The organism is Enterococcus sp. 2G9_DIV0600, from assembly GCF_002140615.1.
GTDB classification, from domain to species: domain Bacteria; phylum Bacillota; class Bacilli; order Lactobacillales; family Enterococcaceae; genus Enterococcus_D; species Enterococcus_D innesii.
In genome coordinates this window covers 910,447-924,187 of record NZ_NGLL01000001.1, presented here as the reverse complement: position 1 = coordinate 924,187, position 13,741 = coordinate 910,447, and the positions used below count along the sequence as shown (strand labels likewise).

At 44.1% G+C, this 13,741-nt stretch carries 10 protein-coding genes; 2 read left to right on the top strand and 8 right to left on the bottom strand.

Annotation, left to right across the window (positions count from 1 at the left end; genetic code table 11):
- Positions 1–9: 9 nt before the first annotated feature.
- Positions 10–795, bottom strand: coding sequence for a (S)-ureidoglycine aminohydrolase (gene allE / locus A5870_RS04455; protein ID WP_086291933.1), 786 nt, complete (start codon positions 793–795; stop codon positions 10–12).
- A 15-nt stretch (positions 796–810) separates the two neighbouring features.
- Positions 811–2,040, bottom strand: coding sequence for an allantoate deiminase (gene allC / locus A5870_RS04450; protein ID WP_086291932.1), 1,230 nt, complete (start codon positions 2,038–2,040; stop codon positions 811–813).
- 169 nt (positions 2,041–2,209) lie between these two features.
- Between allC and A5870_RS04445 the strand changes: the two genes are divergently transcribed.
- Positions 2,210–3,073 (top strand): alpha/beta hydrolase, encoded by an 864-nt coding sequence (locus tag A5870_RS04445; protein WP_086291931.1) that lies wholly within the window; start codon positions 2,210–2,212, stop codon positions 3,071–3,073.
- Positions 3,074–3,351: 278 nt separating this feature from the next.
- Here the strand turns inward: A5870_RS04445 and fucO are convergent, their stop codons facing one another.
- From fucO to rhaB, 4 genes are all read right to left on the bottom strand, one after another.
- Entirely contained in the window at positions 3,352–4,503 is a 1,152-nt protein-coding gene (gene fucO, locus A5870_RS04440) for a lactaldehyde reductase (protein ID WP_086291930.1), read from the bottom strand.
- Between the two features lie 84 nt (positions 4,504–4,587).
- Positions 4,588–5,412 (bottom strand): rhamnulose-1-phosphate aldolase, encoded by an 825-nt coding sequence (gene rhaD / locus A5870_RS04435; RefSeq protein WP_086291929.1) that lies wholly within the window; start codon positions 5,410–5,412, stop codon positions 4,588–4,590.
- Between the two features lie 7 nt (positions 5,413–5,419).
- The gene (gene rhaA / locus A5870_RS04430; RefSeq protein WP_086291928.1) at positions 5,420–6,673 is read right to left on the bottom strand and encodes an L-rhamnose isomerase; all 1,254 of its coding nucleotides are present in this window, start codon (positions 6,671–6,673) and stop codon (positions 5,420–5,422) included.
- On the bottom strand, positions 6,670–8,085 hold the full coding sequence (rhaB, locus tag A5870_RS04425; RefSeq protein WP_242596061.1) for a rhamnulokinase: 1,416 nt from the start codon (positions 8,083–8,085) through the stop codon (positions 6,670–6,672). Before rhaB ends, rhaA begins: the two co-directional genes overlap by 4 nt.
- A gap of 199 nt (positions 8,086–8,284) precedes the next feature.
- Here rhaB and A5870_RS04420 point away from each other — a divergent pair, with 199 nt between their 5' ends.
- A complete protein-coding gene (locus A5870_RS04420) occupies positions 8,285–9,166 on the top strand; it encodes an AraC family transcriptional regulator (RefSeq protein ID WP_034872044.1) in 882 nt (293 codons plus the stop codon).
- Positions 9,167–9,221: 55 nt separating this feature from the next.
- On the opposite strand, the gene A5870_RS04415 is transcribed toward A5870_RS04420, so the two are convergent.
- Positions 9,222–11,036: a beta-glucoside-specific PTS transporter subunit IIABC gene (locus A5870_RS04415; protein ID WP_086291926.1), complete on the bottom strand. Its 1,815-nt coding sequence runs from the start codon at positions 11,034–11,036 to the stop codon at positions 9,222–9,224.
- 2 nt (positions 11,037–11,038) lie between these two features.
- On the bottom strand, positions 11,039–13,690 hold the full coding sequence (locus tag A5870_RS04410) for a glycosyl hydrolase (protein ID WP_228078684.1): 2,652 nt from the start codon (positions 13,688–13,690) through the stop codon (positions 11,039–11,041).
- Positions 13,691–13,741: the final 51 nt, after the last annotated feature.

Sequence of the window (13,741 nt, the reverse complement as noted above, 5' to 3'; positions counted from 1 at the left end):
TAAACTCCTTTAAATTTCCGGATCGCGGTTGCAATCTTTGGAATAAATATAGGTCAATGGTTCGTCACGACCAACACCATAGGCCGCTTGCTGTACATAGGCACTCATGAAAATGTAGTCGCCTTTTTCCACCGGGAACCACTCATTGTCTAAGTTATACATCCCTTTACCTGACAGTAAGTACGCCCCGTGTTCTTGATAGTGGGTCTCAATGTAGCCATGACTTGCCCCTGGTTCAAAGGAAAGGATATGGATATTCATGTCAAAGCCCAACTCTTTCGGTAAGAAATCCCAAAGCAAGACGCCTGCCATCCCTTCGTATTGGATCGGTGTCAACTCTGAAAGATTCCCCACTACTTTGTAGGATTGGTGATTTTCTAACGGTTGGTAACGCTTCTTATACAAGAACACTTCTGTCGCTTCTTCTTGGAGATTTTTCATATACAGTTTTTCTCCAGCAGGCAGATAGATATAGCCTCCGTCCGTCAATGTATGGGTTTCTTTGCCATCACTTACTTCCAGTTTGCCCGAGATGACATACAAGAAACTTTCGATCTCTGGACCGCCGAAGCCCAATTGGTTGGCGCCATCTTTTTTGAATGAAATGATGTAATCGACAAAAGATGCCCCTAATTTTGGTGTGCCGAGTATCGAACATTCACAGTTTTCAAAGCCTGGAATGACATTATTCACTAACCCATCATGCGGCAAGATCGCAAAATTATTTTTTCTAATGACTGCTCGTGATTGCAGCAATCCATCTAAATAGCCCGTGTTATTATTTTTATATCCCATGTGTGTCCCTGCTTTCTATTCTTTGTATGCTAGCTCGTAAATGGAAGCTGCTAAAACTTCAACCCCAGCTACTAAATCTTCGATAGTCGTTGCTTCGGCTGGGTTGTGGCTAATCCCATCAATACTTGGTACAAACAGCATCGCCGTTGGAAAATGTGGTGCAATGATTTGGGAATCATGACCCGCCCCACTGTGCATGACTTTGTAGCGTTTGCCATTTTGCTTCACCGCTTGTTCCACCGTGGCAACGATCGTATCGTCCATCGGCACAGGGCGTTCATCCATCCATAGGTCCATCTCCACTGTCAGGTCGTGCTCTTGGGCGATCGCTTGAATGATCTGTTCTGCTTCAGCAGTAAAGGCATCCAATAACTGCCCATCAGTATGGCGACAATCCATCGTAAACAACACTTCACCAGGAACCACGTTGACCGTATTCGGCTTTGGCTCAACTTTACCGAATGTCACAACTAATGGATCCCCAAGCTCTAAACCACGGTCGATCACTGCGGCACACATTTTGGCAAAACCATACACAGCATCTTGGCGATAGCCCATCGGTGTGGTTCCTGCATGATTGGCTTGTCCTTTTAAGACAAAGGTGTAGCGCTTTTGTCCAGCGATACTATTGACGACACCGATCTGCAAATTTTCTTTTTCTAAAACACTGCCTTGTTCGATATGGATTTCCACGAAGGCTTTGATGTCTGATCGAACCGGTTCTTGTGGGTCGCTAAAATCAAAGCCTTGGCGTTGCATCTCTGCCACGAAGCTATTGCCTTCAAAATCTGCGATCGCTTCAACATCGGCTTTTTTGGCCTCTCCGACAAAGTTTTTACTTCCCCAAAAAACGGTTGGAAAACGACTGCCTTCTTCTTCTGCCATTGAGATGACTTCCAAGGAGCGTAAAGGTTGCCCATGGGTCTCTTTTAAATACTTGATCGCTAAAGCAGCAGCAACGACCCCGTATTGACCGTCTAATGTGCCTCCGTTGACGACGGTATCGATATGTGACCCTGAAAGAATCGTTTCTTCTGGATACTGGCTGCCTTCCATTCTGCCGAAGAGATTGCCGACTGCATCATAGGACGTCGTTAAGCCAGTTTCTTTTAATTGTTTTTCTACAAATGATTGCGCTTCTTTCCATGAATCGGTATAAAGCAGTCTAGTCATTCCTCCAGTGGGATCACTCCCAATCTGAGATAGTGCATCGATCATTGCCGCTACTTCTTTTTTCAACTCCATTGTTCTGCCTCCTTTGATTTATACGGTTATTGTAAGCGTGTTACTGAAGGACATCATTGTTCACTTTCGACAAAACCGTTTCTATTTTTAGTCATAACGCTGTTTTTTAAACCGCTTCCTTCTCCTATACTCTTCCTTATACTATCGAAGAAGAGAAAGGAAGAAAACAATGGTTTATCCTAAAAATGCCTTTGCGCAAATAGAAAATATCCAATTTGACACCTACGGCACTTTGCCGTTAGAAGTGACGATCCTAAAAGCAGCGCAGCCTCGGATCAGCCTTTTGTATTTTCATGGTGGTGGCTTCCTCTATGGTCAGCGGGAAGACCTTCCACAGGATTATGTCCACCAATTGCTGGCTGCCGGCGTTAGCCTTTACCTGTTCGATTATCCACTGGCTCCCGAAGTAGCGCTACACGATATCTACCTTCATGCAAAAAAAGCAGTGGAGTGGTTTTTGGCAGAAGGCTGGCAGTTCAGCGGCGTTGGTACAAATGAGTACATTTTGTTCGGTCGCTCCGCCGGCGGTTTTTTAGCGACCTTACTGACCGCAAGCACAAAGCACTCGGAGCAAAAGGGCTTGATCCGATTTTACGGTTACCAAGAGTTGTTTTGTAAAGAATTTTTGCAGCCGGCACGCTTTTACACACAATTTCCGAAAGTCCCACCACTCGCCGCTGAAGCCATGATCGAAAGCCAACCCATCACCCACGGCACGTTAGAAAAACGATTCCCTTTGTACCTTTCCGCCCGTCAATATGGCAACTGGCAGCGTTATTTAGGGAATCGGGAACAGCTAGCAGCCTTGGCGATTCCTGCTGCCGCTTACCAAGACTTTCCTCCTTGCTTTGTCGTTCATTGCAAAAAAGATCCAGATGTTCCCTTCAGCGCATCCGATGCTTTCGCTGCACAAGTCCCCCATGCCAAAACACTTTGGCTCGACTTAGATCAGCATGACTTTGATCGGACACCAAATGCGAGCGCTGATGAGTGCTATCGAGAGATGATTGGGTGGCTGACTAACCAATTCTGAAACTCTCAGCTCTTGATAGGTGATGATTTTGAAGCGATCGGTACGCTGTGATCTTGCGTACAGCAAAAAAGTGACCATTAGAGAACCAACTCTAATGATCACTTTTTTTGATTTGATTACTAGTATATGGGCACAACGATTTCTTCAAAAATCTAACGCTTTGCCTCGCAATTTTACTGAAGTCTTCAGAATAAAACAGCAACTGATCAGCAGATCGTTGTTAAGGGAAACTTGCAGAAGTATCTTTCATTTCTTCGAATTTCGTACCTTTAACAAGATTACATCAACGAACGATAAAGCTCAATAATTTCTTCTAAAGTCGTATCCCGCGGGTTGCCTGGTGTGCAGACATCGTTCAAGGCATCTTTGGCGATGGCTGGGATATCTTCTTCTTTGACGCCTAATTCAGAAATGGTCACTGGAATGCCCACATCTTTGCTTAACTGATCGATTGCTTGGCAAGCAGCATCGCGGACGTCTTCAAGTGACATCGTTTCTGCCCCTTCAATGCCTAAAACGATCGCGATCTCACGGTATTTTTCACCCGTAAAGTCTTTGTTGTATTTCATGATGGTTGGCAACAAGGACGCGCACGCTACTCCGTGAGGAATGTTGTACCAAGCGGACAATGGATGGGCCATGCCGTGGACTAAGCCCAAGCCGACGTTTGAAAAGCCCATACCGGCAATGTATTGTCCTAACGCCATCGCTTCTCGTCCTGCTTGATCGCCATTCACGGAATCTCGCAATGAGCGGCCGATGATCTCAATTGCTTTGATGTGCAGCATATCAGTCATTTCCCATGCGCCTTTGGTGATGAAGCCTTCGATGGCGTGGGTCATGGCATCCATTCCCGTTGCGGCTGCCAAGCTCTTAGGCATCCCCATCATCATATCGCTGTCCACAAAGGCTACCAGAGGAATATCGTGAGGATCTACACAAACAAATTTCCGATGATTGTCTTCATCTGTAATCACATAGTTGATCGTTACTTCGGCTGCAGTCCCAGAAGTTGTCGGTACCGCTAAAATCGGCAAGCACGGATGTTTCGTGTCTGCCACGCCTTCCAAACTAATCACATCGGAAAATTCAGGATTCGTAGCAATGATCGCGATCGCTTTTGCCGTATCGATCGGTGAACCACCGCCAATCGCAATGATACAATCGGCTTGGGCTTCTTGGACAAACGCTAAGCCGTCTTTGACATTTTGGATCGTTGGGTTCGGCACAATCCCATCATATAACGCATAATCGACACCTGCTTCATCCAATAATTTCGTCACTTTGGTCGCAACTTCAAATTTCACCAAATCTTTGTCGGTGATCACTGCCGCTTTTTTAAACCCTCGTGCCTTGAATTCGGTCGGTACGTTCTCGATCGCTCCTTTTCCAAAATACGATGTTTCATTCAAAATCATTCTATTTGTCATTCTTTCTACCTCCATTTGTTTGTTTATTCACAATATATTTTAAATAGAAAAGACTGAAAGCCTTTTCTATTTTTCTACCATTGATTATACCTCAAGATAGCCTGCTCGGGGAGTGACTTTGAAAGCGTCAGCCAATTTTTTCAGATTTTCATCTGTAATGGTTTGTAAAATTGGGCCTTGCGCTTTGACATAGGTGTACACTTCCGCAGCTTTCTCTGCCGTTTCAATCAAGCCAAAGACTTCGTCCATATCTTTGCCAGCGCCATAGATCCCATGTTGTGGCCAAAGAACCAAACGGGTCTCTTTCATTTTAGCAGCCGTTGCTTCGCCGATCTCATTCGTTCCTGGGACCATCCAAGGAATGATGGAAACACCTTCGGGGAAGACCACCAAGCACTCCGTACACATTTGCCACAAGGTCCGCGTGAAACTGCGTTCATCCAACTCATGGGTAAAACTCATGGCTAAAAGATGAGATGCGTGGTTATGCATGATGATTCGGTTTTCTGGATCGACCGACAAGCGAGCGATATGACTCATGAAATGACTTGGCAGTTCACTCGTTGGCACCGCACCATTTTCCAAGCCCCAAAGCAATTCCAATGTTTGCCCATCTTCTTTGACTCGGATCACACCAAGGTTTTCCGCTGGATGTGCCGCTACATTTTTAAAGTATTTTCCTGAACCTGTCACGATAAAGTACTTGCCAGCTAGTGCCGTGGCATCAAAAATCATGGGAATTTCCCGCAAGACGCTTTGCGGATCGAGGAAAGGCAAGATCTCTTCTTCTGTTAATAAGTAAGAAATATTGCCGCCGTTGCGCTCATCCCACCCTAAACGGTAAAGGTTTGCTGTCGTTTCCATCATTTCTTGTACAAAATTCGCTTGTAAAATATCAATCTTTTTCATCGTTCTCCTACTTTCTGGCTTTTAAGACGGTTTCTTCATAGGCTTTCACTTCTGATAGCCAATCCAGACCTGCTGGTACCCCTTGGCTTTCACAGAAGTAATTCCAAACATCTGCATACGGATAGTCTTTTAATTCTTCCGTCATGGCTAAACGAGTGGTGAAATCACCTGACAATTCGATTGCTTTTAGTTCTTCGATCGGTTCTAGCATCGCTTTTAGCAACGCTTTTTGAGTATTGCGCGTCCCGATCACCCACGCAGCGACCCGATTGATCGTCGCATCAAAGAAATCTAACCCAATGTTGGTTTTTGGCAATAAGTCATTGCGAACCAATTCGCGGCCAATCTCTTGCAATTCATCGTCCATGATCACGACATGATCACTATCCCAGCGTACAGGACGGCTGACATGCAGCAAAATGCCTTTGCTGAATAGTGCCAATGAAGACAGTTTATTGGAGATCACTTCGGTTGGATGGAAATGTCCAGCATCCAAACAAATCAATTTATCGCGCGTCAAGCCATAGCCCATATAAAATTCATGAGAGCCGACGGTGTAGGCTTCGGCACCAAGACCAAACAACTTGCTTTCCACGGCATCTACCGTGTAGTCCGCTGGCAATTCTTCAGCAAAAATCTCATCTAATGCTGTCATCAAGCGTTCCCGTGGTGTAAAACGATCGATCGGGTTGTCTTTGTAGCCATCTGGCACCCAGAAATTATTGACACAGACTTGCCCAGTTTCTTTCCCCATATAGGCAGCGATTTGACGAGAACGTTTGCCGTGTTCGATCCAGAACTGACGAACTTCTTCATCTGGTGAAGCAAGGGTAAAGCCATCTTTGAACATGGGATGTGAGAAAAAGGTTGGATTGAAGTCTAAACCTAAGCCTTGTTCTTTCGCCCAAGCAACCCATTTTTCAAAATGCTTCGGCTCCAATTCATTTAGATCCACTTCTTCCTCGGTGTCTAAATAGATGGCGTGAAGGTTCAATTTGTGTTTTCCAGGAATCAAAGAGTAGGCTTTTTCTAAATCTTGGCGCAACTCCTCTGGGGTATGGGCAGCACCAGGATAATTCCCCGTTACAGAGATCCCACCAGATAACGCTTCATCACTCAAAAATCCTTGGACATCGTCCCCTTGCCAAACATGCATCGAGATTTTCACATCGGCTAATTTTTTCAAAACCGCATCCGTGTTGACGCCTAATTTGGCATATGCTTTCTTAGCTTCTTCATAACGCTGTTGAATCGTTGTCATTTTTTTCCTACTCCTTCTATAAAACGTTGATAGTTGCTTAAAATCTTGTGATCAAAAGGCTGTGGTTCATGAACACTGCAAGGAAATGAGTGTTTGACCGCGCGGCGTGCTTCAGCCAGCGACGTGAAGATGCCAGCACTCATCATCTGCATTAAAAGATTACCGATCGCCGTTGCTTCACTTGGACTGGCTTCGATCGTCAGCTGCGCAGCATCAGCCGTCAGTTGATTTAAAAAGCGATTATTGGAACCGCCCCCCACGATATGCAGTTTTTGCAGCTTGTTTGTCGTACCTGTCAGCTGTTCCAGCTTTTGTAATTCACTGGCATAACAAAGCGCTAAGTTATCATACACACAGCGAGCCAGTTCCCCTGCGGTTTCTGGAACTTTCTGCTGGGTTTCTCGACAATACGCTTGCAGTTCAGTAATCATGTTTTCCGGATTCAAAAAACGAGGATCATTGACATCGACAAACTGTTGAAAAGCAGGCGTTGCTTGCGCCAATTCCGCCAATTCTGCATAGGAATACTGATAGTCTTGCTGCCGAGCCACTTCTTGGATCAGCCACATGCCCATAATATTTTTTAAAAAGCGAATCGTGTTGTGGGCACCCCATTCGTTCGTATAATTTTCATCAAAGGCGGCAAGGGAAACATTGGGTACTTTGGTTTCGATCCCCAGCAATGACCAAGTCCCGCTGCTGATGTAGCCCCAATCTGCCCCCTCTCCAGGTGTACCGATGATCGCCGATGCCGTATCATGACTAGCGACAGTGACAAAGGTCGCTTGTGGCAAATCATAGGCGGGAAACTTCTGTGTTTGCAGTACGCCTAAAATCGTTCCAGCATCAACCAATGGTGGGAATAAGCCTTCTGTTACACCGATCTCAGCTAACAATTCTGCATCCCATGTTTGGGTGTTGGCATTTAGGAGCTGCATCGTCGAAGCATTGGTTTTTTCCGTGACCATCTTGCCAGTAAAAACGTAGCCCAAGTAGTCTGGAATCAGCAGCAGCTTGTCGGCTTTTTGCAGCAGTTGCGCTTCTTCTGCGGCTAACTGAAAAATCGTGTTGAAGGGCTGCAGCTGAATGCCTGTTTTCTCATACAGTTTTTGCAAAGAATAGCGCTGACCAAAAGTTGCGATCGCATCATTGGTGCGACTATCTCGATAAGCGACTGGGTCGCCTAAACGCTCGCCTGCTTGATCGATCAAACAGTAATCCACTGCCCAGGTGTCGATTCCGACGAAGCAGTCATTGATACCTGCTTGTTTCACTTTTTGCAGTCCTACTAAAATCTCTTGGATCAAATAATCGATCGCCCAGCGGTCAAAGCCTTCATGGGAACGAAAGCCGTTTTTAAAGCGATGGATTTCCTCTAAAGTGATCTGCTCATTTTCCCAACGGCTCAGCATCAGACGACCGCTTGATGCACCGATATCGATTGCGATAAATGTGTTCACTGGTCTCCACCTTTCATTATCTTGTTTAAAAATAAATCGATTACAATTCACTGATTCATTCTTGTTTCCTCAATTTTAGCTTGACAATTAACGAGTTTCATCACACAATTTTGATAAATACTTGCACAATCTTGGTAAAAAGGAGGATCCGATGGATTACTGGGAAAAAGCCAACCACTCATGGTCAACCGATTCACTGCGTTACATCAATACTTCAACCCAAAAGCAGCGTGAACTTTTCTATTACATTCAAGAAATCGGCTATTTCAAAGCCAGCAAACCTTACTTTACAGAACGAGAGAACCTGCCTTCTTATTTGATCAAATATACATTGTCCGGCTGCGGTGAATTGCGCTACAAAGGTAAAAGCTATCAATTAAAAGCAGGTGATGTGTTTTTTATCGACTGCCTAGACTATCAGTACTACCGCACCGTTAGTCAAGAGCCCTGGGAAATGGACTGGATCCATCTATATGGCGCCAATGTCGCAGCATTTTATGATGAATTTCTAAAGAATGGCAGTCCAGTTTTTCACACCAATCCTGCCAGCAGTCGTCAAAATCCGATCCACTTGGTCTTACAAGATTTATTGATGCTACAGCCAGAACCAAATGCGAAAACTGCCTTCCAAAGCTCTGTTTTGATCCATCAGCTGCTCAATGAACTGCTCCTGCAAAAATATCATCTCGACTTTTCGGATAGTGAAATCCCGCCTTATATTTTGCAGATTCGAGACCAGCTAGAAGAAGATTTCCGTCAAGGGATCACCTTGGAATCTTTGGAGGAAAGGTATCATATCAATAAGTATCAAATCGTCAAGGAGTTCTCCAAATATATGGGCTTGCCCCCCATCGAGTACCAGATCAGCAAACGCATCTCTTATTCGAAAGACCTTTTGCGCTATTCTCGGCTTTCCATCAAAGAGATCTCATTGGCGATCGGCATTGAAAACACCGCCTATTTCAGCCGTTTATTCAAGAAAAAAGTCGGCATTTCACCTAGTGATTATCGACAGACGGAGAATGGGCGGTAAAAAAAACATGAAATCATTCACTGATTTCATGTTTTTTTGCATTGAATCTAACGTTTTAGTTGGCAACAATATGAGACTCTTTTTCATTCATGATCTTCTCGAATGCTGACGCATTCGTTACCACAACTGGCGTAATGGTCGCATATCCCTCAGCTTGGATAGCTGCGAGATCGGCTTTTATCAGCGGCTGGCCCTTTTTGATTGCTTGATTTGCTTCAACAAGGGTCGTAAAGTGTTTTCCTTCTAGTTCTACGGTGTCAACACCAATATGGATCAAAAGTTCAACGCCTTGATCACTGGTCAAGCCGATCGCATGCTTTGTCGGAAATAAAGCAGTGACCATGCCATCAAAAGGGGCATAAAAGGTATTTGATTGCGGTTTGACAGCTTTACCTTGCCCCATCAAGCCTTCTGAAAAAACTTTATCAGGAACCTCTGTTAAGGGAACGACTTCTCCCTGAACGACTTCTTGAAAATTAATTTTGGTATCCACGGACTCTTTTGAATTGACTGCTTCCCTTTTTTCAGGTTCTACAATTCCCCATAAATAAGTGATTAGAAAAGCCGCAACAAGCCCTACTGCCTGCGAAGCGATCCCACCATAAAATCCACCATCGATTCCTGCTGGATTGATGATCAAAGGAATACCTAATAATCCTGAACCACCAAAAGAATACTGCACTGTCTGCGTAAAGCCTGCAATAACCCCACCTAAACTTCCACCGATGACAGCAGCGATCAACGGACGTTTATAAGGAAGCAATACTCCGTACAATGCTGGTTCGCTGACACCAATCAGGGTTGTCAGACCTGTTGAGTATGCGAGTGCTTTCGTTTTATCATTTTTCGTACGTAGACCAACCGCTACGACAGCACCAGCCATTGCCATTTGGTTCGCTAAGAGCAGACCCATCACAGGATCGAACCCTTGCATCGCCATGTTGTTAAGAAAAATCGGAATGAATGCCCAATGCAATCCGAACATGACCATCAAGATCCATGGACCCCCAATCACCAGCCCACCCAATACCGGACTAAAGTGATAAACATTATTAACAAGCGCTGCCATTAGACTGGATAAGTTGGATATAATTGGACCAACGACCAGCAAGGCAAGAGGGACAGAAACTAGCAACACGATAAGAGGCTGTACCATGAATCGCAAATCCTTCAATGGCCAATTCTGAACGAAGCCATTGATTTTGGCTGCCACCCAGACAGCAATGATTGCCGGAAAAACGGAAGAAGTATAGTCCATCATATTCACGGGAATCGACAAAAAGGTCAAACTACCTTCTGTCGCATACGGCAGCAAAGTAGGATAGATCAATGATGCCCCAATCAACATTCCGACATAACTGTTTAATTTAAAATAATTTGCCGCCGAAGCACCTAATAAGATTGGCATGAAGTAAAAGAAAGCATTAGACAATGCATACAAAACGATATAGGTTCCCGAAGTTTCTGACAAAATACCTGCTACTGATAAAATCGTCAAGATTCCTTTGATCGTTCCTGACGCAGCCATAGCGCCTAAAGCTGGCGTGAAAATCCCTGAAATCGTGGTGGTAAATTGATCAAAAAGAGACTTTTTTGTTTTTTCACGAGTATTGTCCTCTTTTAGTTCGCCAACTTGTTGCAGGACCGCTTCATAGACATCGTTCACACGATTTCCTAAGACGATCTGGTACTGTCCGCCCTGTTCAACGACTGAGATCACTCCGTCAAGACTAGCAATCGTCTCCTTATTTGGAATACCGGTATCATGCAATACAAAGCGCAGACGTGTGACGCAATGGGTCACCGATTCGATATTGGCTTTTCCACCAATTTCCTTTAAAACCTCTGTTGCCAACTGCTGGTTGTTCATTTTTACTCCTCCTCAATAAAAAGTTTGATTTCGCCAGTGATCCCCAAAGGCTCGAACAGGACAAACTGTGAAAGATAATCCCTCATACTGCGACCTAAATTATTGATCACTTCAATCTGGATGGAATTATTCGTTTTTCGAAGCAGGTCCGTCAACTCAAATGTATACGGTGTACTGATTCTTGTGCCTACACAATGACCGTTCACTGAAACAGTCACAACTTCTGAAGCATCTTCAATACTTAATAAAACCTCTCCTGCTGCTTTAGGGAAGTCCACGGTATAAGTGATTTTCCCGCTAAACCGACTGAAGTCATCACCGACCCCCAGTAAAGGCAGTGACGAATATTGTTTTTGACAGGTAACCGCTGCTTGCTCTTTCCCGATTCCTTCGAAAGTGACTTGCCATGGCTGATCGTTTAGATGAACTTCTTTCATAGGTTTGCTTGTTTCAATACGCAATGGTTGTTCCGAGGTAGCTTCAAAAAGAATCAGACTCTCTGCTGGTGCTAAATGAATCTCATAGCTGCCATTTTTATATGACACAGGTTTCAGTTTATTTTCTACTGGATCATATTGAACTAAAGGCTTCTCAGCAGGAAAAACAGCCTGAAACTGCAGCGATTCACTGTCATTTTCGTTGAAAAGCATGAATACCTCATCTGTCTGCTGCTGATAATGATAGTACCGCAAATACGGCAGAGCTTTTGACGTTTCTAAACGATCCCGTACCTTCAAGCCAGCATTATCAGTAAGTGCTGTGAGCGGCGTTACTTCTGTCAGACGATCGAGAAGCCGCAGCTCATGGCTAAGCAAAGTCTCTTCAAGGGATTCTTTCACCATCTCCTCAATAAAAATAATTTGAATACCAGATTCTGCGAGAGCTGTCAGCTTTTTGATCAATGAATCAGACATTCGCTCAGCATATGGAATGACTAGTGTTTGAAAGGCATGCTCATTAATGACAAATGTTTGATTCGTATATTGCGCATCAAGCATCATCTCAACCGAAACGATTTCAAATTCGTATTGATGTTCCATCAGTTCACGAGCAACTTTTTGAATCGGCATATAAGCGCCTGCCCACTCCGCTTCAGCATGGTACAGCACAGCAATGTCCGCTTGATGTTTCCCGTCACTAAATAGATAACTCAAACGATTCATATACGCCATCAGCTGTTTGAAGCCCTCAAATTGTGGATTATGGCCTTGCGCATAAAAATGCGGCGGACAATCGGCATCAGGAAAGTCATTCATTGAAAAGGCATGAGGGACAAAATGATTGACCCCTCGCACCAGCATGTGATCGGTTAGCCATTTCATCAGTTTGGTTCCTTCTGACCAACCATATGCGCCGAATACTTCGCACATCGTTCGACCTTGTTTCACAGGGTCTAAGTTTCCTAAAGACGCCCCCATTTTCCCTAATGCGTAATGGAAAAATTCGCCATCCCAGCCAGTAGATGTCATGGCTTCAAAGTATCCGTCATTTTGTTGCGGCATCAATTGATGCAAAACGACATCGATCCCTGCCATCGATTGTCCTTTCATCGATTGAAAGAAGTGACCTGCCCCATAGCCTAAACGTGCATGGGCATTGTTATCCTCAATCACATGTCCGATATAGTCGACTTTATGTTCACGACACCAACGTCCGATCCGCTGAGAAAAGTGTTGACTATATAGCTCAGAAACCAACGACATATAATTGTAACGAATCTTAGCCGTATGTTTTGATTCACCACGATAGAGAGCCGGCAACAGCCCTCGCAGCTCAGTTTCAGATATGGCTAGCTGGTTTGCTAACAAAGTCAACAAATCATGCCGCCACGGCAATGGCATATCTACTTTTCCAAGGACTGCATCAGGACCCTTGATATTCCCAAACCGCGGTTCATCTGAGAAAAATCCTTGGATCGTTGTGCCAAATTTCTCTCCAAAGTGTTGATAATGACTTTGATAAACCGTTTCCAGCAAAATATCTGTTGCTTCTGGTACCAAAGGATTTAAGTACCCTTGTGTCGAAGCTTCCCCTCCTTCTTGTGTCGTGTAAAAGACAAAGATACTCCACTCTCCTTCAGGAATAGACCAATACAATGTCTCATCAATAATTGAGTCTGTAAGGTCGATCCAGTTCTCCTCACTGATCTGCTTAAATCCAGTTTTCTTGACCGCAACGGCGCTGATGATTTCAGCTGAAAAAAATGACTTGCCACTCTCCTTAACCGTTTCCCTTTCTGAATTCAAAATATTCGGTCTTTCTGCATTAAAACACCAATCCAGCATAATTCCAGCATTCTTTTTGGGACCTACAAAATCAAATTGTCGGAAATTCAAAAATTCTTTCTGCAAGTGACGATGATTCTTTTCAATTTCTCCTGCGGCATAGCCTGTTGGAAAGTGTTTATCATCCAAAATCCAAAGTGTCATCTGTCTTTTTTCACACTCTTCAATGATGATCGCCAACTCATCCCACCATTGTGCTTTCAAAAATTCTTCATGGGGGCGTGATTCGATACAGACAGATCGGATGCCTGCTTCATAAATTTTACTGATGTAAGTTTGAATCGTTTCCTTATCTTCTCCATGCATCCATAAAAACGGAAAAATATGATTATCATATTTTTCGTTCAATAAATTCGTTATCTTTTTCATACAAATTCCTCTTTCTTTCTCATTCAACTTCATTTAAAATCATAATAAATA